18 protein-coding genes are annotated in these 24,148 nt (G+C 62.8%); 6 read left to right on the top strand and 12 right to left on the bottom strand.

Annotated features, from left to right (window positions below; all coding sequences use genetic code 11):
• Position 1: 1 nt before the first annotated feature.
• Together BMZ70_RS27490 and BMZ70_RS27485 are read left to right on the top strand one after the other, a co-directional pair.
• Positions 2 to 1,036, top strand: coding sequence for a sensor histidine kinase (locus BMZ70_RS27490; RefSeq protein WP_092281603.1), 1,035 nt, complete (start codon positions 2 to 4; stop codon positions 1,034 to 1,036).
• Positions 1,036 to 1,734, top strand: coding sequence for a LytR/AlgR family response regulator transcription factor (locus BMZ70_RS27485; protein WP_092281601.1), 699 nt, complete (start codon positions 1,036 to 1,038; stop codon positions 1,732 to 1,734). The genes BMZ70_RS27490 and BMZ70_RS27485 overlap by 1 nt, the downstream gene beginning before the upstream one ends.
• Here the strand turns inward: BMZ70_RS27485 and BMZ70_RS27480 are convergent.
• From BMZ70_RS27480 to clpS, 7 genes are all read right to left on the bottom strand, one after another.
• A complete protein-coding gene (locus BMZ70_RS27480; protein ID WP_229205620.1) occupies positions 1,731 to 4,166 on the bottom strand; it encodes an FtsX-like permease family protein in 2,436 nt (811 codons plus the stop codon). The genes BMZ70_RS27485 and BMZ70_RS27480 overlap by 4 nt on opposite strands.
• 115 nt (positions 4,167 to 4,281) lie before the next feature.
• Positions 4,282 to 7,569: a S41 family peptidase gene (locus BMZ70_RS27475; protein ID WP_092281597.1), complete on the bottom strand. Its 3,288-nt coding sequence runs from the start codon at positions 7,567 to 7,569 to the stop codon at positions 4,282 to 4,284.
• A gap of 9 nt (positions 7,570 to 7,578) precedes the next feature.
• On the bottom strand, positions 7,579 to 10,899 hold the full coding sequence (locus BMZ70_RS27470) for a S41 family peptidase (RefSeq protein ID WP_229205619.1): 3,321 nt from the start codon (positions 10,897 to 10,899) through the stop codon (positions 7,579 to 7,581).
• A 65-nt stretch (positions 10,900 to 10,964) separates the two neighbouring features.
• Positions 10,965 to 11,888, bottom strand: a complete 924-nt coding sequence (locus BMZ70_RS28510) for a hypothetical protein (RefSeq protein ID WP_092281593.1) — start codon at positions 11,886 to 11,888, stop codon at positions 10,965 to 10,967.
• A 9-nt stretch (positions 11,889 to 11,897) separates the two neighbouring features.
• Positions 11,898 to 13,628 carry a hypothetical protein gene (locus tag BMZ70_RS27460; RefSeq protein ID WP_092281591.1) on the bottom strand — a complete coding sequence of 577 codons (1,731 nt, stop codon included), beginning with the start codon at positions 13,626 to 13,628 and terminating at the stop codon, positions 11,898 to 11,900.
• A 118-nt stretch (positions 13,629 to 13,746) separates the two neighbouring features.
• Positions 13,747 to 16,053, bottom strand: a complete 2,307-nt coding sequence (gene clpA, locus BMZ70_RS27455) for an ATP-dependent Clp protease ATP-binding subunit ClpA (protein WP_092281589.1) — start codon at positions 16,051 to 16,053, stop codon at positions 13,747 to 13,749.
• Complete coding sequence (gene clpS, locus BMZ70_RS27450) at positions 16,050 to 16,352, bottom strand: ATP-dependent Clp protease adapter ClpS (RefSeq protein WP_092281587.1); 303 nt, start codon at positions 16,350 to 16,352, stop codon at positions 16,050 to 16,052. Before clpS ends, clpA begins: the two co-directional genes overlap by 4 nt.
• A gap of 324 nt (positions 16,353 to 16,676) precedes the next feature.
• On the opposite strand from clpS, the gene BMZ70_RS27445 reads away from it, so the two are divergent.
• On the top strand, positions 16,677 to 16,880 hold the full coding sequence (locus tag BMZ70_RS27445) for a transcription antiterminator/RNA stability regulator CspE (RefSeq protein ID WP_008446468.1): 204 nt from the start codon (positions 16,677 to 16,679) through the stop codon (positions 16,878 to 16,880).
• A 93-nt stretch (positions 16,881 to 16,973) separates the two neighbouring features.
• On the opposite strand, the gene icd is transcribed toward BMZ70_RS27445, so the two are convergent.
• Positions 16,974 to 18,230 carry an NADP-dependent isocitrate dehydrogenase gene (gene icd, locus BMZ70_RS27440; protein ID WP_092281585.1) on the bottom strand — a complete coding sequence of 419 codons (1,257 nt, stop codon included), beginning with the start codon at positions 18,228 to 18,230 and terminating at the stop codon, positions 16,974 to 16,976.
• A gap of 118 nt (positions 18,231 to 18,348) precedes the next feature.
• On the opposite strand from icd, the gene BMZ70_RS27435 reads away from it, so the two are divergent.
• Together BMZ70_RS27435 and BMZ70_RS27430 are read left to right on the top strand one after the other, a co-directional pair.
• Complete coding sequence (locus BMZ70_RS27435) at positions 18,349 to 18,909, top strand: pseudouridine synthase (protein ID WP_092281583.1); 561 nt, start codon at positions 18,349 to 18,351, stop codon at positions 18,907 to 18,909.
• A 60-nt stretch (positions 18,910 to 18,969) separates the two neighbouring features.
• Positions 18,970 to 20,253: an HD-GYP domain-containing protein gene (locus tag BMZ70_RS27430; protein WP_092281581.1), complete on the top strand. Its 1,284-nt coding sequence runs from the start codon at positions 18,970 to 18,972 to the stop codon at positions 20,251 to 20,253.
• A 90-nt stretch (positions 20,254 to 20,343) separates the two neighbouring features.
• Here BMZ70_RS27430 and rpsT read toward each other — a convergent pair whose 3' ends face one another.
• Positions 20,344 to 20,610, bottom strand: a complete 267-nt coding sequence (gene rpsT, locus BMZ70_RS27425) for a 30S ribosomal protein S20 (protein WP_092281579.1) — start codon at positions 20,608 to 20,610, stop codon at positions 20,344 to 20,346.
• A 195-nt stretch (positions 20,611 to 20,805) separates the two neighbouring features.
• Between rpsT and murJ the strand changes: the two genes are divergently transcribed.
• The gene (murJ, locus tag BMZ70_RS27420; protein WP_092281577.1) at positions 20,806 to 22,344 is read left to right on the top strand and encodes a murein biosynthesis integral membrane protein MurJ; all 1,539 of its coding nucleotides are present in this window, start codon (positions 20,806 to 20,808) and stop codon (positions 22,342 to 22,344) included.
• A gap of 64 nt (positions 22,345 to 22,408) precedes the next feature.
• Here murJ and BMZ70_RS27415 read toward each other — a convergent pair whose 3' ends face one another.
• The 3 genes from BMZ70_RS27415 to BMZ70_RS27405 form a co-directional block, all read right to left on the bottom strand.
• Positions 22,409 to 22,888: an FxDxF family PEP-CTERM protein gene (locus BMZ70_RS27415; protein WP_092281575.1), complete on the bottom strand. Its 480-nt coding sequence runs from the start codon at positions 22,886 to 22,888 to the stop codon at positions 22,409 to 22,411.
• Positions 22,889 to 23,081: 193 nt separating this feature from the next.
• Positions 23,082 to 23,810: a type II secretion system protein gene (locus BMZ70_RS27410; protein ID WP_307184526.1), complete on the bottom strand. Its 729-nt coding sequence runs from the start codon at positions 23,808 to 23,810 to the stop codon at positions 23,082 to 23,084.
• Complete coding sequence (locus BMZ70_RS27405) at positions 23,776 to 24,147, bottom strand: type II secretion system protein (RefSeq protein WP_092281571.1); 372 nt, start codon at positions 24,145 to 24,147, stop codon at positions 23,776 to 23,778. The genes BMZ70_RS27410 and BMZ70_RS27405 overlap by 35 nt, the downstream gene beginning before the upstream one ends.
• Position 24,148: the final 1 nt, after the last annotated feature.

Here is a 24,148-nt window from a genome sequence, read left to right as displayed (position 1 = left end):
CATGAAACAACACCGCCCTCTCATCGCGCGCTTGAACTGGTACTGGATCTTCCAGCTGGCCGGCTGGGGCTTCCTTCCGCTGTTCGCCACCATCACCGGCGCGACGCGCATGCCAGGCCTGATCTGGGTGATGTGGTGGGGAGCGGGCAGCGGCATCATCATCTCCGATCTGTGGCACCGGTTTATCAAGCGCCGCTCACTCAACGGACAGCCTGTGAGCTGGAAGACGGTGCTGTGCGGCGTGCTTGCGCTGGGCACGATCCATACCTTCGTGCAGTACCTTGGCTTCCTGGTGTTCGTGGCATCGATGGTGTCTCGTGGCTTCGGCTGGGTGCCCGGCGCGCTGGTGTCATGGCTGGCGATTTACCTGGTGTGGAATATCTTCTACATGGCGGTGCAGTCGCTGCGCCGCGCCAATCGCGCCGAGGCGGAATCTCTGCGGCTTGAAGTCGCCGCCAAGGATGCGGAGCTGCGCGCCCTGCAGGCGCAGGTCAACCCGCACTTCTTCTTCAACAGCATGAACAGCGTGCGTGCGCTGATTTATGAAGAGCCGGAAGCCGCCGCGCAAATGATCGACCAGCTGGCCAGCGTGATGCGCTATGCGCTGCAATCGGGTCATCACGATACGGTGCCGCTGTCGGCGGAGATCGAAGCGGTACAGGCTTATCTCGCCATCGAGAAGATCCGCTTTGAGGAGCGCATGCGGGTCAGCGTTGAAATCGGCGTCGGACTGGAACAGGTGCGCATTCCGCCGATGGCTTTGCAAACGCTGGTGGAGAACGCGGTCAAGTACGGCGTCGAGACCAGTCCCACCGGCAGCGACATCCGCATCCGCGCGCAGCGCATGGACGATGGGGCGGTACATATCGAAATCGCCAATCTCGGCGCGATCGTGCCGTTTGCGCATTCCACCAAGGTGGGACTGGTCAACACGCGCAAGCGGCTGGCGCTGGCCTTGGGATCCAATGCGCAGCTGGACCTGTCTGAAAACAGTGGCTGGGTACGCGCCACGCTGACCTTGCCGGAGGCCGCGTAATGCGCGCGCTACTGATCGACGACGAACGCCTCGCGCGCGCCGAGTTGCGGCGCCTGCTGGCGGCGCATCCTGAAGTGGAAATCGTGGGTGAAGCGATCAATGCCGCCGATGGCGTGCAGCAGATCCACGCTCTCAAGCCGGACCTGATTTTCCTCGATGTGCAAATGCCAGGCGGCTCCGGCTTCGACATGCTGGCCGCGCTGGAGGAAGCGCCGGAAGTGATCTTCACCACCGCTTTCGATCAATACGCGCTGCAAGCGTTCGAAGTCAATGCGCTCGATTATCTGCAGAAGCCGATACAGGCAGCGCGCATGGCCTCGGCCCTGCAACGCTGCGCCGCGCGACATCACCGCGAGGCGGCATCCACCGCAAGCAAAAAACTGTTCATCAAGGACGGCGAGCGATGCTGGTTCGTCGCGCTGGAAAACATCCGCCTGTTTGAATCCGATGGCAACTACACGCGCGTCTACTTCGACCAGCATCAACCGCTGATGCTGCGCTCCCTGAACCAACTGGAAGAAAAGCTCGATCCATCGCGCTTCTTCCGGGCCAGCCGCCGCCACATCGTCAACCTCGACCACGTGGAGCAAGCCGCGCCCAACGACGCCGGGGGCCTCGACCTCACCCTGCGCGACCAAGTAGCCATCGAAGTCTCCCGCCGCCGCGCCCCGCAATTCAAAGCGCTGACATCCTTCTAGCCACGCAAGGCCTCCGCTGGCGGCAGGCGCATGGCGGTGCGGGTGTGGCGGGTGATGGCGATAAGGGCGACGGCCAGAGTTAGCAGCAGCGCCAAGGCCAGGGTCCAGTAGCCGATAGGGGCACGTTCGATGTAGTTGCTCAGGTGGCGCTCGATCAGCAGCAGTGCTACCGGCAGGCTGATGACCGCGGCGACCAGGATCAACGTGCCGGTTTCGCGGATGACCAGCAGGCCGATGTCGGTGCGGCGCGCGCCGTGCAGCTTGCGCAGGACGATTTCGCGCGCGCGGCGCTGCACGGTGTTGGCCGACAAGGCGTAGGTGCCGAAAGCGGCGATGGCCAATGCGATGGTGGTTGCCACCGCCAGCAGCCTGGCCATGCGGGCGTCTTCGGCGTAGTGCGCCTCCAGCACGTCCGCCGCGCGGTAGATCTTGGGGATCGCATCGGGGAAGTAGCTGGGCCACAGGGCTTGCGCGGCACGCTCGACTTCCGCTGGCGCACCCGCCGCACGCACACTCAGCACCATTCCGTTTTTCCCCAGTGCGTAGGCCGTGGCGCTCGGCGGCTCGCGCAGCGAACGGAATCGCAGCTCCGGCGCGATGCCGACGATACGCGCGCTGATGACGGCATTGTCGAACGCGTTGAAGGTTACGGTCTGCCCCACCGCCTGCTCGGCGCTGGCGAAACCCAGCGCGCGCGCGGCGACGGCATTCAGTACGATCGTGGTCGCATCGTCGTCCTTGTCCACGGCCGACTGGAACAAGCTCCCTGCTGCCGGCGCGATGCCATACAGTTCAAAGAAGTTGGCGCTGACGGTTTTCATTTCCATCGACGCGGACACGCCGCCGGGCCGCTTGAGCATGCGCGTCCACAGCCAGTCCAGACGACCTACCGGATCCTCGGAGATCGCCACACCTGCCACACCGGGTTGCGCCTGCAAGGCGGATATGAAGCGGCGCGCTTTGTCTTCATCGCGCACATGGCCCGGCATATCGACCACCACCAGCGGCGACGGATCGAAGCCCGGCGCAGCCCGCATCGCATATTCGGTCTGCCATGCGACGGCGATGGTCACGCTGGCCAGGCCCATTGCTGAGGCGATCTGCACCACCGTCAGCGCGCGCCGCCAATGCATGCTGCCGCGCGATTCGCTATCCGGCCGCCCCGCAAGCACTTGCGTCGGATGCACGCGCAGCGCGATCCATGCTGGATACGCCGCAGTCAAAGCACCCAGCAGCGCGCCGATGCCGAACGCCAGCGCGATATTCAGCGGCGAAAACAATCCATCCAGCTGACGATTGACCAGTTGCGAAAATACCGGCAGCGCCAGCCACGCCAGCAACAGCCCAAGCACGGTCGCCGCCGTCGCCAGCAGCACCGACTCCAGCAGGAATTGCAGCACGATCTGCGGCACGCCCGCGCCCAGCACTTTACGCAGTGCGATTTCGCGTTGGCGGCGCAGCACGCGCACCGTGGTCAGGTTGACGTAGTTGATCGCCGCCAGCAGCAGGATCAGCGCCGCCAGCACCGCCAGCCCGGCGACGACGCCCGGACTGGCGCGGTCACCCGGCAGCGCAATAAAGCTGTTGACCACTTTGTCGTCGAAGTAGGCGTCGCGCAGCGGCGTAATGGCCAGTTCAATCGCCTTGCGCTGGCCGAGCCGCTCGTGCACGTCGGGCGGAAACTGGTTCAGCGACGGTGCCTTGTCCACCGCCTGCTGCAAGCGATCAAGGACCGCCGGCAGCGAGGCGCCGGGCTTCAGGCGCAGCAAGGTCTTGGCCATCCAGCCATGTTCACCGGTCAGCATTTCGTGGCGGATGTCAGGCTCCACCACCGCGCCGTTCACGCCAAATAGAATCTCGAATGGGATGGTGGTATTGGCCGGCGGCGACGGCACCACGGCGCCGACCTGCATGGTGTGTCCTTCCGCCGTGATGGTGCGGCCTAGCGCATCGCGCGTGCCGAACAGGCGTAGCGCGCCGGACTCGGTGATGACGAAACGATCCGGCCGCTCCAACGCCGTCGCCATGTCGCCTTGCAGCGCACGAATACCCAGCAGCGAGGGGAAGCCAGGCAGCACGATCAGGCTGCGCACCGTCATCAGCTGGCGGCCGGCGCGCACCGTCAGCGGCGTAATCTCGGGACGCGCGGGAATGTAGCTGGTGGCGTCGGCCACGCCCGGCGTCTGCTGTGCGGTCTCGCGTAAGAACATCGGCGCGATATCGAACAAGGGCGACGAAGGCTCGACATTGAAGTGGTGCTTCACCACGTAGACCTGCTCTACTTCCGGCACGTGGCTGTCGTACGCCATCGAGTAGCGCACAAAGCCCAGCAGCAGCAAGGTCGCCGCCAGGCCGATGCCGAGACTCAGTATCGCGGTCAGTGTGTAAGCAGGTTCCTGTACCAGTGTGCGCCAGCCGATGCGTAAATCCATGTGTTCAATTCCGTGATGAAGTTATCGCATCAAACTGCAACATCCATGCCACGCACTTTACCGCGCTGCTTTGTCCGGAACTGAACGAAGGTGGTGTTCAATTCCGGACAGTACATCACTTGGCCTTGATCGGGAAGGCCGGATGCGCAGGACGCACCGGCGGATTCTTCACCAGTTCGGCCTTGATGACTTCAATCGCTTTTTCCAGTTGCGGATCGCGGCCGGCGATCACGTCGGCCGGATTCTGATCCACCTCGATATCCGGCGCCACGCCTTCGTTCTCCACACCCCAGCCCTTGTCGCGGGTCCAGAAAGCCAGGTTAGGCGCGGTGATGTTCCCGCCATCCATCAGCACCGGGAAGCCGAGAATGCCAACCAGCCCGCCCCACGTGCGCTTGCCGATCAGCGGTCCCATTTGGTTTTGACGGAACATCCACGGCAGCAGGTCGCCGCCGGAGCCTGCGGTTTCGTCGATCAGCATCGCGCGCGGTCCCTGGATCGAGGCCGACGGCGTCTTCATGTCCGCGCCATAGCGCATGGTCCACCAGGCGATTTCCTTCTTCTGCAAAATCTCAAGGTAGTAATCGGCCACGCTGCCACCGCCGTTGAAACGCTCGTCGATGATGACCGCATCCTTGTCGGCCTGCGGGAAGAAGTAACGCTTGAAATAGGTGTGGCCCAGCGTTGCCGTATTCGGCACGTAGACGTAGGCGACCCGGCCGCCCGTAGCCGCGTTGACCTTGCGGATATTCCCTTCGATCCAATCGCGGTTGCGCAGCGCGTCTTCAGTGGCAACCGGCACCACGGTGATGGTGCGCGATTTGCTGCCGTCCGCATTCGGGCCAACCGTGATGTCGATGGCTTTGTTGGCGGTGTTCTCGAAAGCGCTATACAGATTGGTCGGCGCGTGCAGCGGACGGCCATCCACCGCCAGCAAATACTCGCCGGCCTTGACGTTGAGCCCAGGCTCCGTCAGCGGCGCGCGCAGAGCCGGGTTCCAATTCAGGCCGCCGTAGATTTTCTTGAAGCGGTAACGGCCTTCGTTCACCTCATAGTCCGCGCCGAGCAGGCCGCCCGGCACCGGCTTGGCCTCGGTGAAGAAATCACCGCCACCGCCGCGATGGTGGCCGACACCCAGTTCGCTGCACAGCCACTGGATCAGGCGATTCAGGTCCGCACGGCTGGACAGCTCCGGCAGGAACTGCGCGTACTTGGCGCGCATCTTGTTCCAGTCGGCGCCGTGCATGCCGGGATCATAGAAGTAGTCGCGGTTGATGCGCCACGCTTCGTTGAAGATCTGCGCCCATTCCGCACGCGGCTCGGCGCGCACTTCGATGGCTTCGACCTTGATCTTGCCTTCGCCTGGCGTCAGCGTCTTGGCGCTGGCGCTGCCCATCGCCCATGCTTCCTTCAATCGGTACAGCAGCTTCTTGCCATCGGCGGAAACCTCGAACTGGTCGGCTTCCGGCAGCAAGGTTTCGGCCTTGCGGTCCTTCAGGTCGAAGCGCTGGATGGCTTTCTTGCCGTCGTTCTGGCGCAGGAAGAAGATCTGACCAGCCTCCCCGGCCTGCAGGTCGGACAATTCAGCCCCAGGTATCGGCAGATCGACGATGCGGGTGTCGATGCCGTCAAAATCAATGGAGATCGGAGCGACCGGTGCGACGGTGACTTTAGGGTCGTCGCGGCCCGTCTTCGGATCGACCTTCGGCGCTTCCGGCTTGGCCGCTGCGGCGGCAACCGGCGTGACCGGTGGCACCTTCTCTTCGTCGCTCTCCTTGATCAGCGGGGATGGCAGGTCGCGCCGCAGCGTCGCCATCCAGATGGTGCGCGTGACACGGTTATCCTCGTTCTGCTGCGAGAACCAGTTATTGCTCGGCCCCGCGTTGGTCGAGGCGAAGAAGTACAGGTACTTGCCGCTCTTGTCGAACACCGGATCAACCACGTCGGACAAGCCATCCGTCACCTGCCACGACTTGTTCTGCTCCAGCGAATAGATGTAGGCGCTGCGCGTATAGGTCATCGAACCGAGCGCGTAGGCGATCCAGCGCGAGTCCGGCGACCACGCCGGTTGCAGCGTGACTTCCGGCGCATACAGCGGCTCCGAGGCGATTTTCTTGATCGCGCCCGAAGCCACATCCAGCACGTACAGCGTCCACGAATTGTCGATGTAGGCGATCTTCTTGCTGTCCGGCGACCACGCTGAATTCTGATAGAAGCCGGAGCCGTTCAATTTGTACTTGCGCGGCTCGCCCTTGCCGTCCTGCGCGCGAATGTGCAGCGCGTATTCACCGGATTCGTCTGAGAAGTACGCCACCGAGCGGCCATCGGGCGACCAGATGGGCGAGCGCTCATGCACGGCCGAGGTCTGCGTCAGGTTGCGCACATCGCCTTTATCCGCAGGGATGGTGACGACCTCGCCACGGAATTCATACGCCACGCGCGCGCCCGATGGCGAGATCGACGCATTGCGGATGTACTTGGCGCCGCTGACCCAGCGTGGGCGCGACAACCCAAGGTCGGCATTCACGCCGATGGTCAGCTTGCGCGCCTGCCCGCTGCTCAGGTCCAGCGCATGCAGGTAGCCGGCCTGCTCGTAGACGATGCGGCTGCCGGAGGCCGAGACGTTCAGCACCGGGAAGTCTTTGTGCTGCGTCAGCGCGCGCACCACCTTGGTCTTGACGTCGTAGGCGTACAGATTGAATTCGCCGTCGCGGTCAGAGCGGAAGTAGATGGTGTCGCCGATCCACACCGGGTCGACATCGTTGGAACCTCCGGCCGGCTGCGGAATCTGCAGCACCGCTTTATCACCGCGATTAAACAGCCACAGGATGGAATGCGTACCGCCACGATAATGCTTCCACTGCATGAAGGCTGGCGAGAACGGATTGTAGACGATCTGCTTGCCGTCCGGCGACCACGTGGCACGCGCGGCGTTCGGCACTTCCAGCTGGGTCTCAACGCCGCCGTCCACCGGCACGGTGAACAATTTGCGGAAGCGGTTGTTGAAGGCCGCACGCGGCGATGTGAACATCACCGCCTTGCCATCCGGCGTGAAGGCCTGCGCCACGTCCGCACCCGGATGCCAGGTCAGGCGTTTCGGCACGCCGCCTTCAACCGGCAGCAGGTAGACGTCGGTATTGCCGTCCACCTGCGCGCTGTAGGCGATCAGTTTTCCATCGGGAGAAAACACCGGGTTCGATTTCTCGCCCGGATCGGAGGTGAGGCGGCGCGGCGCGCTGCCGTCGGCATTCGCCAGCCACACATCACCTGCGTAGATAAACGCAAGGTGATGCGCGGACAGCGCCGGCTCGGTCAACATGCGGGTATCGCTGGTGTTGGGCAGCGCCAGCACCGGGGCGCTGACACTCATTGCCAGCAGAGCGCTCGCAATCACTCGCTTCATACAGCCTCCTTATTTTCGTGCAGGGATCGCCTGCGGTTGATATGGCTTGACTGGTTTCTCTTTCAGGGTCTTGTCCAGCAATTGCAGCGCCACTTCCAGCTGACGGTCCTGTCCCTGATAGGTGGCGTGCGGCAGGTTGTCCACCACCACGTCCGGCGACACGCCCACGCCTTCGATCAGCCACTGGCCGTCTTCGGTGTTGAACTGCCCCATCTCCGCCACGCGCGCCATGCCGTTGTCGCTCAAGCGGTTGTTATCCGACAGCCAGACGCCCGCACCGGCGGTGCGCTTGCCAACCAGCGGCGCGAGACCCAGCGACTTGATGCCGGCCGCGAAAGTCTCGCCGTCCGAGTAGGTGTATTCGTCGATCAGCACCACCAGGTGGCCACGGAAGGTGTTCTGCATATTCGGCGACGGCGCCACGCCCGGCGGCGCCCAGAACGCCCATGCCTTGCGCAGCAGCTTCTCAATGATCCAGCTATCGATGTTGCCGCCGTTATTGCGGCGCACGTCGATGATCAGGCCCTCGCGGTTCACATTGGCGTAGAAATCGCGCGCGAACGAGGCGATGTCGTTCGGTCCCATCGCGCGCAGGTGCAGGTAGCCGATGCGGCCCTTGGACGCAGCGTCCACCTGCTGCGCGCGCGATTGCTCCCAGTCGCTGTAGCGCAGCGCGGCCTGTTTGGTCATATTCACTGGCAGCACAATCACCTGGCGCGATTCGGCTTTGCGCTTCACTTGCAGCAGCACTTGTTTGTCGGCTTGATTGAGCAACAGGTCGGCGATGTCACGTGCTTCCAGCACCGGCTTGCCGTTGACCGCGGTGATGATGTCGCCCTCTTTCACATCAACGCCAGCTTGCGCCAGCGGGCCGCGTTGCGACGGCAGTTCCGGTTCGCTGGTGTAAATGTGATCGACGCGATAGCCCTCGGCGGTGCGCGACAGCAGCGCGCCCAGGCCGGCCGGCGTGCCTTCCGGCGCCGAACGGCGGATATCGCCGGGACGAATCTGCGAGTGCAGCGCGCCCACTTCGCTGATCATCATGCCCAGCACATCGTCCAGCTCCGCGCGGTCGGTCACGCGCTCCACCAGCGGCGCGTATTTGGCGCGCACGGCCGGCCAGTCGGCGCCGCGCATCTTCACGTCATACAGGAAGTCGCGGTGCATGCGCCATGCGTCGTTGAACATCTGCTTCCATTCGAGGCGCGGATTGGAGGTGAAGGTCCAGTCGTCCACCTTGATCTTGGCCTTGGTGACATCGCCCGGCGCCTTGGCGCCGGCGTCCACCACCAGCATGTCGCCAGGACCGCTGGCGAAGGTGCGGTAGTAGACGCGCTTGCGATCCAGCGATAGGTCGTACTCGCGCACGCCGGCCACAAACACTTCGGGCTGCGGACCGTTGCTGGCGATGGCCAGTGTTTTCAAATTGGCCTTGCCATCGTTGCCGTCGGCATCAAGGAAGTACAGGCGCTTGTCGTCCATTTGCAGTGCGCGGTAGTTACCGGCGGTCAGCGGCACCTCGTACAAGCGCTCCGCCAGACCGGCGTAGACCACGGCCGGCAGGCTCTTGCCGGCGGCCTTGGCTGCGTCTTTCGTTGTGCTCTTGGCGACCGCCTTCTCCGCCGCTTTTTCCGCTGCCTGCTCGGTCGCGCCTTCGGCCGGCTTATCGCCCGGCTTGCTCAGTTCATCGTCCGGCTTGAACGGGAAACGGTTGTCCGGCTGCAGCGCCAGCGCGTAGACGCCGGTGCGCTTGTCGAATACCGGGCCCATATTGCGGTCGCCCCACGGCGAGCCGTTCGCCAGCTGGAAGTTGCGGGCCGAAAGGAAGTACAGCCACTTGCCGTCCGGCGAGAACACCGGCGCGCGCGAAGTGTAGCGGTCGCTGGTGACGAAGGCCAGCTGCTTGCTGTCGACGTTGTACAGGCCGATCTGGTTGCGCTGCTCGTTGCTGGCGGCGCGCACCAGCGCCAGGTTCTTGCTGTCCGGCGACCAGGCGATTTCATCGTAGTCGCCCAGGCCGACCTTGCCCGCATCGTCGATCACCATGTTGGCCTTGGTGGCCAGGTCCAGCAGCCAGAAGCGGCCCTTCTTGTCGGTGTGGCCCAGCCAGCGGCCGTCTGGCGACGGGTACAGCTGCCAGCGGTGGTTGTTGCCGTCCTTGGTCAGCTGTTCGCCCTTGCCGGAACCGTCGGCGGCGAATTTCCAGATTTCGTTTTCGCCGCTGCTGTCGACAATCGCATAGATGGCTTTGTCGTCGTGGCTGAACACGGCCTGGCGGGCGCGGGCGCCTTCCGGAATCGCGATCTCCACGCGGCGCTGGGCGCCGGTGCCGGCCACGCTGACGCGGCCGCGCGCGGTCAGCACGATGCGCTCGGTCTTGCCGGCGATTTGCACATTGGTCAGGCTCTCCAGCGGCGAGCGGATCTGGCGCGTGCGCTGCTGGTCGAAGTCGGACAGCAGGTCGATGGCCAGCGCTTCATTCCTGGCGCTGGACAGGTCCAGCACATGCAGGTCCGCGCCCAGCTGGTAGACGATGCGGCCGTCGCCCAGCGCGGCGTTGCGCACGTCCCAGTCCTTGTGCTGGGTCAGCTGGCGCGCGTCGCTGCCGTCGGCGGCCATCGTCCACAGATTGTCCGAGCCGCTACGGTCGCTGATGAAGTAGAGGCGGCCTTGCCACCACATCGGGCGCTTGTTGTTGCCATTGTCGGACGCCAGCAGTTGCACCGCTTCCGCCGTGCCGCCCAGCGCATAGCGCCACAGCTGCGCGTGCGCGCCGCCGCGATAGGCCTTGACGTTGTCGTTGGTCAGCGCCAGGCCGTTGCGGGTGAAGTACAGGGTCTTGCCGGCGTCGTCCAGCACCGCGTCGTTGGCGTCGGCCAGCGGGAACAGCTGGCGCTGCAAGCTGTCCGGCTTGACGGCCGCAATCACCAGGCTGCGGCCCGGCCCGGTGCCGCTGGCCATGCTGACCAGCACCTCGCCCTGGGCGCTCCAGCCCAGCACAGACACGGCGCCGTTTTCGAAGGTGATGCGCTTGGGCAGGCCGCCCGCCAGCGGCATCACGTGGGCTTCCTGCGCGCCTTCATACGAGGCCGAGAACGCCACCCAGCGGCCGTCGTGCGAGATGGCGGCGTTGGTTTCGGCCGAGGGATGGGTGGTCAGGCGCTGGGCCTGGCCGCCATGCGCGCCGGTCTTCCACAAGTCGCCTTCAGCGGTGAACATCACGGCGTCGCCACGGATGGCGGGATAGCGGTAGTAGGCGTCTGCGGCTTGCGCGGAGGACAGTACACCGGCGGACAACAACATCAGGATAAGCGGGCGAGGCAGGTTCATGGGACCGTGTCAAAAGTTGTCGAATGGATCGACAATTTTGGCACAGCTTGCACCGCCCGGGAAAATTATCGGCGTGGCATTCTACAAGTTTCATCCACGTGGCCAAACAGCACCACGCCGATGCTGCCGGTGGGCGCGTGCTCGTGACCGGCGCGCGACTGCAGCACTTCCACCGCCGTGAACTGTTGCGGCGCAAGCTGCACGTCATGCGCGCTGAGCACCAGCGCCTGCCGTTCGCCGGGCGCCAGCTCCAGCACCATGCTGCCCTCGCGCGTGCGCCGCATGGCCGGATCGGTGGCGCGGTGCAGCGTCAGTTGTTGCCGCCGCACCGGCACCGGCTCGGCACGCACCAGCCGCGCCATTTGCTGCAGCGCTTGCTCCGACACCGGCAGCACCGTCACCGCATACGCGCCGGCCTCGCGCGCCGGATTGCCGACCCAGAACACGAAGTCCTTGTTGCCCGCCACATTGAGCATGGCGGATTGCAAGTTGTACTGCGCCCAGTGGCGGTCGCTCATTGGCGATGCCGCTGCCGGGCCGGGGTCGGGCTCCGGCGGCGTGCAGCTGACATGCGCCAGCAGGCAGAAGTGCGGCGGGATGCTGGCCTGCTGTGGCGTCCACACCAGCGGCGGGAAGCTGGTCGGCCCCGTCACCGCCCTGCCCGGCACGGCCTTGCTGGCGCTCAGGATCAGCTGCGGGCTGGCAAAACCGGTGGCCGGGTCCGACCAGTACAGCTTGAGCTTGACCTGCGCGTTCGGCACGCCACGGTTGTCGACCTTGACCGTAATTTCCAGCGGCTCGTCCGGCAAGTAGGTGCCCGGCGGCGTGCTGTAGTTGACGCCCTGCACGTGGATGGACGGGCACAGCCAGCTGGTGACCGGCGGCAGCACCTTGGTCAGCGGCCGCTGCGAGGCGCGGCCCTCGTCGCCGTTGAAGTACGGGATCACCAGCCACTGGTGGGAGGTGTCGATATCGTCGTCGTGGTCCATGACGCCTCCTCAGGCTGCGGTTTGCGGATAGGCCAGCACCAGCTCGGGCACCGGGTCGTCGTTGATGGAGCCGGCTGCAATGTCCCAGCACTGATGGCCGCTGTCGCGGTCGGCATCCATGTCGCGGTTGAAGCTGTCGGTATCGCCGCGCGCGAGCTGTTCCCACAGCGACAGGCCGATGCGCACCGCACCGCTGACATAGCTGGCCGGCGTGGCCAGCATGGCGTGCGGCGGCGGCCCGCCCGCGCTGTGTTCGATCGGCGTGGTGGGCGGCACTTCGTAGCCGGCGTTGGGCTGGGCGCCGGCGCGGTGCGGGAACGGCGCCGAGGCCGGCGCGGCGTTGAATTGCGCATGCACCGGCTGCACCAGTTGCAAGTCGTTGGGGTAGATCAGTCCCAGCACGGCGAGGTAGTCGGCGGCATTGGAAAAGCTTTGCCACAGGTAGCTCTGCAATTGCTCCAGCACGTCGCAGATGTGGACCGCCTCGTTGGTGCCGGCAAACGCGTTCAGCGCCTGGCTGTTGGTGCCGGGCTGTGGATCGGGGAAGCTGGGATCTTTCTTGGGCGAGCCGCCGCCGCATATCGAGCCCAGCGTGAAGATGCACAGCAGGACGATGCCGATGGCGATCAGCGCGATCAACAGGCCTTCCCAGCAGGTCTTGCTCTTGGTTTCCTCGCTGTCGGCTTTGGAGGATGCGCCGCCGCCGGGCGGCGCGCTGCCACCGCTGGCCGGCTTGACGCCGGTGTCCAGCGGCGGATAAGCGTCCGGATTGGCGGCCTTGCGGATTTCCAGCGTGGCGCTCAACGGCGCTGGCGCCGGCGGCATGTCGAACATACCTAGCAGTTCGACGTGGCGCAGCAGGCGCTGGTAGCCCAGTTGCATATCCGGCAGCGGCGCGGTGATGTGCAAATCGTAGGTGGCCGCCAGCGTGTCGGACAACAGTTGGGCGATCTGTGGCGGTAAGTGCGGCGGCAAGGCCGGTGCGCCCCAGCGCAGCATTTGCGCCAGCTTCTTCAGCGGCGGCAGGCCAGGCCGGTGTTCGCGCAGCCAGGCGCCGCTGGCGTACTTGGCCAGCCGGTCGCGATACGGATGCGCGCGGCGCGGTCCTCCCACGGTGCGCGACTGGTAGGCGCTGCCCGCGACGTTGCCCCCATAGCCAGCCAGCGCGCCGAAGGCGAACGCCTGTGCCGCGCTGTCCTTGCCGGCTGCGGCGGCGAGATTGCGCACGAAGGCGTCGGTGCGGCGGGCGAGGAACAGGTCGCCCCAGTTCCAGTCCGGCGTTTTACGGTCTTCCTGGCGCGGATGGCGAGCCAGGTAGCGCGGCGGCGAGAACTGCGCCGGCAAGGCCATCGCGGCGTTGATGACTTCGGTGGCCCGCTGCTCCAGCCCGGTCAGCAGCGCGTTGGCCTGCTGGAACTTGGCCAGCGCATCCGGCGCACCGGGATTGGTCAGCGAGGATTCCAGCGCGGCGCGTGCGGTGCTGACGTCGTTGTAGATGTCCAGCCCGTCATGCCACAGGGCGGCGGCCGTTTCCAGCATGGCCAGTTCGCTGCCGTCGCTGGCGGCGTGGGCCAGCAGATGGTCGGTCAGCGCGCCGAGGCGGGCCAGGTCGCCGTCCTGCGCCAGCGCGTCCAGCGTGCGCGCCTGCGCCTTGTGCTCGTTGGGATTGCTGTAGGTGGCCAGCGCCAGCTGCGCACGCAATTCGTCCAGCACGGCCAGGTGGCCGAAATAATCGATCATCACATCCTCCGCAGCCGTATTGATGCCGATTCAATCTTGCGCTTGCGGGATGCGTCGGTATTGATTTAGATCATAAAAAACCAGATAAAAAAAACCCGCCGGGAGGCGGGTTTCAGATTCAGTCGACTTCGACGGTTTCCGGCGGCTGGCTCGGCGCCGCATCCGGCGGTTCCGGGAAGTCCAGCTTGACTACGTCCTTGTCGTCCAGGTCCACCACCACTTTGCCGCCGGTGACCAGGCGGCCGAACAGCAGTTCGTCGGCCAGCGCCTTGCGGATCATGTCCTGGATCAGGCGCGACATCGGACGCGCACCCATCAGCGGATCGAAACCCTTCTTGCCCAGGAAGGCGCGCAGCTTCTCGGTGAACACCGCTTCGACTTTCTTCTCGTGCAGTTGCTCTTCCAGCTGCATCAGGAACTTGTCGACCACGCGCAGGATGATTTCCTCGTCCAGCGCGCGGAAGCTGATGATGGCGTCCAGGCGGTTGCGGAACTCCGGCGTGAACATGCGCTTGATATCGCCCATCTCGTCGCCGGCCTGCTTGCTGGTGGTGAAGCCGATGGTCGACTTCTGCAGCGATTCGGCGCCCGCGTTGGTGGTCATGATGATGATCACGTTGCGGAAGTCCGCCTTGCGGCCGTTGTTGTCGGTCAGCGTGCCGTGGTCCATCACTTGCAGCAGGATGTTGAAAATGTCCGGGTGGGCTTTTTCAATCTCGTCCAGCAGCAGCACGGTGTGCGGCTTCTTGGTGATGGCTTCGGTCAGCAGGCCGCCCTGGTCGAAACCAACGTAGCCCGGCGGCGCGCCGATCATGCGCGACACGGCGTGACGCTCCATGTACTCCGACATGTCGAAACGCACCAGCTCGATGCCGAGGATGAACGCCAGCTGCTTGGCCACCTCGGTCTTGCCGACGCCGGTCGGACCGGAGAACAGGAAGGAGCCGATCGGCTTGTCGGTCTTGCCCAGGCCGGCACGCGCCATCTTGATGGCCGAGGCCAGCGCTTCGATCGCAGGATCCTGGCCGAACACCACGTTGCGCAGGTCGCGGTCGATGGTTTGCAGCTTGCTGCGGTCGTCCTGGTTGACGGTCTGCGGCGGGATGCGCGCGATCTTGGAGATGATGTCCTCGATCTCGGTCTTGCCGATGGTTTTCTTCTGCTTCGACTTCGGCAGGATGCGTTGGGCCGCACCGGCTTCGTCGATCACATCGATGGCCTTGTCCGGCAGGTGGCGGTCGTTGATGAAGCGGGCCGCCAGCTCAGCAGCGGTCGACAGCGCCGACGACGAATATTTCACGCCGTGGTGCTCTTCGAAGCGCGACTTCAGGCCGCGCAGGATCTGCACGGTCTGCTCGACGGTCGGTTCATTGACGTCCACTTTCTGGAAGCGGCGGCTCAGCGCGTGGTCCTTCTCGAACACGCCACGGAACTCGGTGTAGGTGGTCGCGCCGACACACTTCAGCTGGCCGTTGGCCAAGGCTGGTTTCAGCAGGTTGGACGCATCCAGCGTACCGCCCGACGCCGAACCGGCGCCGATGATGGTGTGGATCTCGTCGATGAACAGGATGCCGTTCGGATTGTCCTTGAGCTGTTTCAGGACCGCCTTCAGGCGCTGTTCAAAGTCGCCGCGATACTTGGTGCCGGCCAGCAGCGCGCCCATGTCCAGCGAATACACCACGGCATTCGACAGGATTTCCGGCACGTCGCCCTGGGTGATGCGGTAGGCCAGGCCTTCGGCGATGGCGGTCTTGCCGACGCCGGCTTCGCCCACCAGCAGCGGATTGTTCTTGCGGCGGCGGCACAGGATCTGGATCACGCGATCCACTTCCTCTTCGCGGCCGATCAGCGGATCGATCTTGCCGTCGGCGGCCGATTTGTTCAGGTTCTGGGTGAACTGGTCGAGCGGGCTTTCCTTGCTCTGGCCTTCGCCGGCCGGTGCGCCCTCTTCCACGCCTTCGGACGCCTTGGCGGTGTCCGACTGCTGGTCCTTGCGCACGCCGTGCGAAATGAAATTCACCACGTCCAGGCGGGTCACGCCCTGCTGGTGCAGGTAGTACACCGCGTGCGAATCTTTTTCGCCGAAGATGGCCACCAGCACATTAGCGCCGGTCACTTCCTTCTTGCCGTTGGAAGCCGACTGGACGTGCATGATGGCGCGCTGGATCACACGCTGGAAACCGAGCGTCGGCTGGGTATCGACCTCGCCCGTGCCTGGCACGGTCGGGGTATTGTCACCAATAAAGTTGGTGAGCGTTTTGCGCAGATCTTCAATGTTGACAGCGCATGCGCGCAACACTTCGGCGGCCGAAGGGTTGTCCAGCAAGGCCAGCAGCAAGTGCTCCACCGTGATGAATTCGTGGCGCGCCTGTCGGGCCTCGACAAACGCCATGTGCAAACTTACTTCCAATTCCTGCGCAATCATACTTCCTCCATCACGCACTGCAGGGGATGACCTGCCTTGCGCGCATGCGTTAAAACAAACTCCACTTTGGTACAGGCTATATCTTTCGAGAACACGCCGCACACGCCTTTGCCGTAGCGGTGCACACTAAGCATGATCTGCGTCGCGGTTTCGCGATCCTTGTTGAAATACTCCTGGATGATCGCGACCACAAATTCCATCGGGGTGTAGTCGTCATTCAGCAACGCCACCTGGTACAAAGGTGGCGGCTTCAGCGTTTGCCGCTCCAAGAGGGTTTCGGTATCTTGCTTGGTTGCCATACGCTTATATTCTAATGCTTTCGGGGTTGATGCAATGTGCATTTCGCTGCACATATCCAATTGTTTTCCATCTTACGCGCTTTCTCAACTTGCCGCAGATGGCACCCCTTTCCGCAAAATCAAGAGTTGCTTTTTCACCAATCCGTGGGAAAGTAGCAAAATGCCCACAAATCTGCTTGACTTTCAAATTTGGTCCGCTAACAATGCGTTATCGGCTGCGTGCAGAAATGTACATGTTGATAAGAAGTGGGCGTGAGGAGAGGGGCAAGAAGCTTCTTGCTTTTATGGCTCGTGTGATCTGTTTTAATTTAGAAAGTTCTTTTTATGGCAACTGGTACTGTTAAGTGGTTCAATGATTCCAAAGGTTTTGGCTTCATCACTCCAGATGACGGCGGTGAAGATTTGTTCGCTCACTTCTCCGCAATCAACATGAACGGTTTCAAGACCCTCAAAGAAGGTCAGAAAGTTCAGTTCGAAGTCACGCAAGGCCCTAAAGGCAAGCAAGCTTCCAACATCCAGTCGGCTTAATCGTTAAGCCCTGATGTGAAAAAACCCTGCCGCGCAGGGTTTTTTTTCGCCTCGACGCGCTCGATGCTGTTGTACAGCACCGACACTCGTCACTTACTGCATCTGCTCAATCATGACGTCACCGAAACCGGAGCACGAGACCTGGTTGGCGCCTTCCATCAGACGCGCGAAGTCGTAAGTGACGTTCTTGGAGGTGATCGCCTTTTCCATCGATTTGATGATCAGGTCGGCCGCTTCGGTCCAGCCCATGTGGCGTAACATCATCTCGGCCGACAGGATCATTGAACCCGGATTGACGTAGTTCTTGCCCGCATACTTGGGCGCAGTGCCGTGGGTGGCTTCAAACATGGCCACCGAGTCCGACAGGTTGGCGCCCGGCGCGATGCCGATACCGCCCACTTGCGCCGCCAGTGCGTCCGACACGTAGTCGCCATTCAGGTTGAGGGTGGCGATCACGCTGTATTCCATCGGACGCAGCAGGATCTGCTGCAGGAACGCGTCGGCGATCGAATCCTTGATGGTGATGTCGCGGCCGGTCTTCGGGTTCTTGAACTTGCACCACGGGCCGCCGTCGATCAGCTCGGCGCCGAATTCCTTTTGCGCCAGCGCATAGGCCCAGTCGCGGAAGCCGCCCTCGGTGTACTTCATGATATTGCCCTTGTGGACAATGGTCACCGATGGCTTGTCGTTGTCGATGGCGTACTGGATGGCCTTGCGCATCAGGCGCTCGGTGCCTTCCACCGACACCGGCTTGATGCCGATGGCCGAAGTCTCCGGGAAGCGGATCTTGTTGGCGCCCAGCTCATTGAGCAGGAAATCGATCAGCTTTTTCGCGCCTTCGCTGCCTTGGGTGTATTCGATGCCGGCGTAAATGTCTTCCGAGTTCTCGCGGAAGATCACCATATTGGTCTTTTCAGGCTCTTTCAGCGGCGACGGCACGCCGGTGAACCAGCGCACCGGGCGCAGGCAGACGTACAGGTCCAGCTGCTGGCGCAGCGCCACGTTGAGCGAACGGATGCCGCCGCCTACCGGCGTGGTCAGCGGGCCCTTGATCGACACCACGTAATCCTTCACCGCCGCCAGCGTTTCTTCCGGCAGCCACACGTCCGGACCGTAGACCTGGGTCGATTTTTCCCCCGCAAAGATCTCCATCCACTCGATTTTGCGGCGCTCGCCGTAGCATTTGGCCACCGCTGCATCGACCACCTTCAGCATCACCGGCGTGATGTCGCGGCCAGTACCATCGCCTTCGATATAGGGAATGATCGGGTTATCTGGTACATTCAGGGAAAAATCCGCATTGACGGTAATTTTCTGTCCGTCCGCCGGTACTTTGATATGTTGATACATCGTGGGGTTCTCCGTTGTCCAAGTCTTCTATAAGATATAAGACGGGTGTTTCGCATTATGCACGAGTATGTAACGGCGCGCCAAGGTTTTCAAGACTACACCACAATAGCTTTCAATAATGTCCTTAATCCTCTTCAATAAGCCTTTCCAGGTGCTGTGCCAGTTTTCCCCGCAGGATGGCAAGGCCACGCTGGCCGACCACCTGAACATCCCCAAGATCTACCCTGCCGGCCGGCTCGACTACGACAGCGAAGGCCTGATGCTGCTCACCGACGACGGCAAGCTGCAACACGCCATCGCCCACCCCGACCACAAGGCCGGCAAGACCTATCTGGTGCAGGTGGAAGGCATTCCCGACGACGACGCGATAGCCAAACTGCAAGCGCCGCTCAACCTCGGCGATTTCATCACCCAGCCGTGCAAAGCCATGCGCATCGCCGAACCTGAATGGCTGTGGCCGCGCAATCCGCCGATCCGCGAACGCGCCGGCCAGCCCACCAGCTGGCTGGCCATCACACTACAGGAAGGTAAGAACCGCCAGGTGCGGCGCATGACGGCGGCGGTCGGCCTGCCGACCCTGCGGCTGGTGCGCAGCGCCATCGGCAACATCTCGCTGGCAAGCCATCCGCTGATGCCGGGTGAGTGGATGCAAGTGTCGCCCAAAGACCTCAACGGCTAGCAATTCGACAACATCTGCCTTATTATCAGGCAGGTGGCGCCGCCACGCCTGGAGGATGCCATGCCTGCCGATTCGAGCGCCAGCGATTACACCGAAAGCCCCTACTATCTGCAGGCCGTGGCCGCGCTGGCCCGGCAGCAGACGGTCACCGCCCACGAAGACATCTACTGCGACACCGGCATGAAGCTGGTGGCCAAAGGCACCGAGCTGGGCGAAGAACAATTCCAGCGGCTGGCGCGCCACAAGCTCAACGAGCCGCTCGACAATATGCTGATCAGCGAGCGCGCCATCGACGCCGCCAGCCTGTCGATCGAAGCCGGCAAAATCCTCGAGCACGACCCGATCTACTCGCGCCTCGGCACCCGCAGCGGCGACCCGCTGGCCATCAAGCACGGGCTGGCCGCGCTCAAGCTGCCGGCGCCGCTGCTGATGCGGCTGACGGTGCAGCGCGAGCAGCGTCCGCACATGTTCCAGCATTCGCTGCGCACCGCCATGATCGCCTGCGCGCTGGCGCAGCGGCTGCGCTTGCCGCCGGCCGAGCGCCCGCTATTGCTGCTGGCCGCGTTGTGCCACGATCTCGGCGAGATGCACACCGACCCCACCCTGCTCGACAGCGGCCACGCCATCACGCCCGATGAGCGCCGCTACGTCCACGTGCACCCGCTAGCCAGCCACATGGTGCTGAACGCGATCAAGGATTTCCCGGCGGCGGCGCGCATCGCCGTGCTGCAGCACCATGAACGACTGGACGGCAGCGGTTATCCGAACGGCCTGCGCGCCGACAAGATCACGCCGCTGGCCAAGTTGCTGGCGGTGGCCGACGTGGCGGAAACCGTGATCCGCCGCTTCGACCTGCCACGGCTGGACATGCTGGCGCGCCTGCACTACCACCGTTTCGACCGCGCCGCCGGCAACGCCTTGCGCGACCTGATCCACGTCACGCCGGAGGACGCGCACCACACGCCACAGGAACAGCTGGAAGCGGCCACCAAACTGGCCCACCTGTCCGACGTGCTGCGCACCTGGTTCGCCCAGCGCGGCGTATTCGAGCACATGGTGGCGCCGGCCGACCCCGACCGCTCGCCGCTGGCCTTCCTGTTTGAGCGCATGAATACCATCCGCCAGCTGGTGCTGCAGGCCGGTTTCGATCCGGACCGCAGCGAGAGCATGCTGTATATCGCGCAGGATGACCCGGCGGTGCTGCTGGAACTGCGCACCATGCTCGATGAAATCGAATGGCTGCAGCAAGACCTGGCGATCGAGATCGACCGCCGCGCGACCGAGCTACAAAGCCTGCCCTCCAAGCCGCTGCAAGACTTGCTGGAACGGCTGCGGCCGCTCTAGCCGGACGCATTTACCAGGCGTACCAACGACAAAAGCCGCACTGGCAATGCCAGCGCGGCTTTTTTGCTTGGTCTTCCTAAGAAAGGAAAATTAAGCGGCCAGTGCTTTCAGGGCAGCGGCCAGACGGCTCTTGTGGCGAGCTGCCTTGTTTTTGTGGATGATCTTCTTGTCAGCGATGCTGTCGATGGTCGACACCGAAGCTTGGAAGATGGTGGTCGCAGCAGCTTTGTCGCCAGCCTGGATCGCTTTACGTACAGCTTTGATTGCGGTACGCAGGGTCGAACGCTGAGCCGAATTGTGAGCGTTTTGCTTAACTGCTTGACGAGCGCGTTTACGCGCTTGAGCGGTATTTGCCATGAAATTTCCTAAACAGGTAAATGATGCGTTTGCAAACGTTAATGTTTGGCAAACAGGTGCGTCCTAGGTTGCCATAAGAGCGAACCATGTGAGTCAAACTACTGCCTGCCAAACATTAATGTCTGCGCAACAGAATTTTGTACAGCCTGTGATTATAGCGATGTTTACTGGCAGGAGCAACTATAATCACGTCCCATGAACTTGCTTAAGACACTCTCCGCCATCTCCAGCATGACCATGCTGTCCCGGATCACCGGCCTCCTGCGTGAAACCCTGATTGCACGGGCCTTCGGCGCCAGCGCCCTGACCGACGCCTACGTGGTCGCTTTCCGCATTCCCAACCTGCTACGGCGCCTGTTTGCCGAGGGTGCCTTCTCGCAAGCCTTCGTGCCCATCCTGGCTGAATACAAGAACCAGCAGGGCCCGGAAGCCAGCAAGAAGCTGGTCGACCATGTGGCCAACACGCTGGTGTGGTCCACGTTGCTCGTCACGGTGATCGGCATTATAGCCTCGCCGCTGTTCATCTACGCGATTGCCAGCGGGCTGAAAGAGTTCGACGCGGCGGTGTGGATGACGCGCCTGATGTTCCCTTATATTAGCTTCATGGCCTTCGTGGCGATGGCCGGCGGCGTGCTCAATACCTGGCGCGAGTTCAAGATTCCCGCCTTCACGCCGGTACTGCTGAATATTTCTTCCATCCTGGCCTCGCTGTTTTTACAACAGCACCTGGCGCAGCCGATCTACGCGATGGCCATTGCCGTGTTCGTGGGCGGGGTGCTGCAGGTGGCGATCCAGATCCCGGCGCTGGTGCGCATCGGCATGCTGCCTTCGCTGTCGTGGAATCCGGCGGCCGGCCTGTCCGATCCCGGCGTGCGCCGCGTGCTGAAGAAAATGGGCCCGGCCGTGTTTGCCGTCTCGGCAGCGCAGATCAGCCTGATGATCAACACCAGCATCGCCTCGCAGCTGGCCAAGGGCAGCATTTCCTGGCTGTCGTATGCCGACCGCCTGATGGAATTCCCGACCGCCATGCTGGGCGTGGCGCTGGGCACCATCCTGCTGCCTAGCCTGTCCAAGGCCAAGGCCGATGGCGACCAGCAGGAATACTCGGGCCTGCTGGACTGGGGCCTGCGCCTGACCTTCCTGCTGGCGCTGCCGGCGGCGGTGGGCATGGCGGTGCTGGCCGAGCCGATGATCACCGCCCTGTTCCATTACGGCGCCTTCGACGACGAAGCGGCGGCGCAATCGGCGCGGCCGCTGATCGCCTACTGTGTCGGCCTGCTGGGCATCATCCTGGTCAAGACGCTGGCGCCGGCGTTCTACGCGCAGCAGGATATCCGCACCCCTGTGCGCATCGCCATCGGCGTGCTGATCGCCACCCAGCTGATGAACTTCCTGTTCGTGCCCTATCTGCAGGTGTCCGGGCTGGCGCTGTCGATCGGCATGGGAGCATGCCTGAACGCCGCCCTGCTGTACTGGGGCCTGCGCCGCAAGAATATCTACCGCCCGCAACCGGGTTGGCCGATGTTCTGCGTGAAACTGGTGATCGCCTGCGGCCTGATGGGCGCTGCCGCCTGGTTCGGCGCCCAGCAAATCGATTGGATCGGCCTCAAGCAGCATGCCTTCCTGCGCCTGGGCGCCCTGCTGCTGCTGATTGGCGTGTGCGGCGCGGTCTACTTTGCCGCCCTGCTGGGCATGGGCTTCCGCCTGCGCGACTTCAAGCGCATCGCGCGCTAAGCGCAGCAAACGCAGGACGAAAAAAAAACCCGCCGAGGCGGGTTTTTTATATTGCAAACAGCGATTAGGCTGCGTTTTTGGCTTTGCGGCGAGCAATCGCGCCTACCAGGCCCAGGCCGCCCAGCAGCATGGCGTAGGTGGTTGGCTCTGGAACAGCGGTAACCGAGTAGGTACCGGTGTAGCTAGCGCCAGCCAGCGCGGAGCCGCCCAGGTTCAGCACGAATGGTGCCAGACCGGTCAGTTCCGAAGCGACGAAGCGCAGTTTGCCAACCGACCATACGTCGGCAGTAATGCCGTTCAGGTTCGACGAGGTGTCGAAGGTCAGTTTTTGACCGGTCACGCTGATTGCCACTTCGTACGTGCCTGGAGTAGCCACGCTGAAGGTGATAACGTCCAAGCCACCCGACAGCAGGCCGTCGCCGATGAATGCGTCCCAGTTATGCGATGCGCCGTCGGCGATCACATTGACGGTCTGATCACCAGCGTAAGCGCTGAGGGAAGCAGCAGCCAGAACCGCGCCTGCGGCGAGAGATTTCAATTTCATATGATTTTCCTTAATCAAACGAATTGTGGCTGCCTTGCGCCAACCACGGAGGTTAATGGGAGTACTGCTGAGATGAATCATAACATAAACATATTAATTGTGATTGTAAATTTTTTATTTTTAATTTCTATTTTGTAACATTTTTTGCATCGCAAAATAAATCGTCCGCGCCGCACCATTTTGAGCAAGCGTTTCACTCATTTTGTGCGGGTTTTTCCGGCTCCGGGGGCGGTGGTTGTTCAGCGGTAGGAGCGGGCTCTTCAGAGGGAGGCGGCGGTGCTGGCGCCTCCTCCTCATGCACCACGGGCGCGGTCATGTTTGGTGCACCCGAATCCGATGGCGCCGGGCTGGTATTTTGTTGTAAGTGAGCTACGGTTTGCCCAGGTGGGGCGGCAGCCTCTATCGCGAATTTCCAATCAGAAATATGACTCTTGCCCTCAAATCCAGAATAACGTGCGGGGAAGTTGCCGATTTTCACAGGTTTTGCATCGGATAGACTGAACACCGCCAACACTCCGATTTTATCGCCACGGTAGACGATGCCCCACTCCGATTTTCCAGTCATGGGGTCGACAAAAATCTTGCGCAAATGGCGGCGCGTGCCTGGGAAACGGGGGTCTTTCAGCAGATCTTGCAGCGACGGCGGCTGCGGCGGCATGCCTTGCGGCGTCGCATCGGCGTAGCTTTTCAGGGCATCACTGAAGGCGGCGCCGATGTCGAGCAACTCCTGCTCCGCCCTGCTGCGCTGCAATACCGATCCCAGCTTGATGGCCGAAGCCGCCACCAGACCGACGATGGCGACCACGATAATCAGGCTTACGTAGGTAAATCCCCGCACATGTTTATTGCGGTGCGGGAGACGGCACAATGTTGACGCTTCGGCCATATCACCAATCGGCGTAAGGCTTGCCGCTACGATCATTGCCGGGCGCGCCGCTGTGGATGTTGTAGACGGCGCCCTTGGTGCTGTCCTCCGGCGGGACGATGAGCCAGGTGGCGTCGCTTTCGGTGATCGGGTCGTATGGCAGCGCGCGCAAGTAGTGTTTTTCAACCAACTGTTCCAGCGAATCCGGGTAGCGGCCGGTGTCGCCGTAGTATTGGTCCAGCACCTGCCGCACGTTGCGCAGGTTATCGGCCAGCACTACTTCTTTCGACTTGTCGATGCTGGGGAAGTAGCGCGGCACCGCCAGCGTCAGCATCAGGGCAACAATACCCAGCACCACCAGCAATTCGATCAGCGTGAATCCTTTGCGTTTCATG

This window comes from Duganella sp. CF402 (genome assembly GCF_900109645.1).
GTDB lineage: Bacteria > Pseudomonadota > Gammaproteobacteria > Burkholderiales > Burkholderiaceae_D > Rugamonas.
The sequence above is the reverse complement of the archived record's forward strand: the minus strand, read 5'-3'. Positions and strand labels throughout refer to the sequence as shown.

Excerpts from the sequence above, each read along its gene's own strand:
- BMZ70_RS27470 (WP_229205619.1), bottom strand. The coding sequence starts at position 10,899 with ATGAACCTGCCTCGCCCGCTTATCCTGATGTTGTTGTCCGCCGGTGTA.
- BMZ70_RS27405 (WP_092281571.1), bottom strand. The coding sequence starts at position 24,147 with ATGAAACGCAAAGGATTCACGCTGATCGAATTGCTGGTGGTGCTGGGT.
- BMZ70_RS27475 (WP_092281597.1), bottom strand. The coding sequence starts at position 7,569 with ATGAAGCGAGTGATTGCGAGCGCTCTGCTGGCAATGAGTGTCAGCGCC.
- clpA (WP_092281589.1), bottom strand. The coding sequence starts at position 16,053 with ATGATTGCGCAGGAATTGGAAGTAAGTTTGCACATGGCGTTTGTCGAG.
- BMZ70_RS27415 (WP_092281575.1), bottom strand. The coding sequence starts at position 22,888 with ATGAAATTGAAATCTCTCGCCGCAGGCGCGGTTCTGGCTGCTGCTTCC.
- BMZ70_RS27490 (WP_092281603.1), top strand. The coding sequence starts at position 2 with ATGAAACAACACCGCCCTCTCATCGCGCGCTTGAACTGGTACTGGATC.
- murJ (WP_092281577.1), top strand. The coding sequence starts at position 20,806 with ATGAACTTGCTTAAGACACTCTCCGCCATCTCCAGCATGACCATGCTG.
- BMZ70_RS28510 (WP_092281593.1), bottom strand. The coding sequence starts at position 11,888 with ATGGACCACGACGACGATATCGACACCTCCCACCAGTGGCTGGTGATC.
- BMZ70_RS27460 (WP_092281591.1), bottom strand. The coding sequence starts at position 13,628 with ATGATCGATTATTTCGGCCACCTGGCCGTGCTGGACGAATTGCGTGCG.
- BMZ70_RS27410 (WP_307184526.1), bottom strand. The coding sequence starts at position 23,810 with ATGATCGTAGCGGCAAGCCTTACGCCGATTGGTGATATGGCCGAAGCG.
- BMZ70_RS27445 (WP_008446468.1), top strand. The coding sequence starts at position 16,677 with ATGGCAACTGGTACTGTTAAGTGGTTCAATGATTCCAAAGGTTTTGGC.
- BMZ70_RS27430 (WP_092281581.1), top strand. The coding sequence starts at position 18,970 with ATGCCTGCCGATTCGAGCGCCAGCGATTACACCGAAAGCCCCTACTAT.
- BMZ70_RS27480 (WP_229205620.1), bottom strand. The coding sequence starts at position 4,166 with ATGGATTTACGCATCGGCTGGCGCACACTGGTACAGGAACCTGCTTAC.
- BMZ70_RS27485 (WP_092281601.1), top strand. The coding sequence starts at position 1,036 with ATGCGCGCGCTACTGATCGACGACGAACGCCTCGCGCGCGCCGAGTTG.
- icd (WP_092281585.1), bottom strand. The coding sequence starts at position 18,230 with ATGTATCAACATATCAAAGTACCGGCGGACGGACAGAAAATTACCGTC.
- clpS (WP_092281587.1), bottom strand. The coding sequence starts at position 16,352 with ATGGCAACCAAGCAAGATACCGAAACCCTCTTGGAGCGGCAAACGCTG.
- BMZ70_RS27435 (WP_092281583.1), top strand. The coding sequence starts at position 18,349 with ATGTCCTTAATCCTCTTCAATAAGCCTTTCCAGGTGCTGTGCCAGTTT.
- rpsT (WP_092281579.1), bottom strand. The coding sequence starts at position 20,610 with ATGGCAAATACCGCTCAAGCGCGTAAACGCGCTCGTCAAGCAGTTAAG.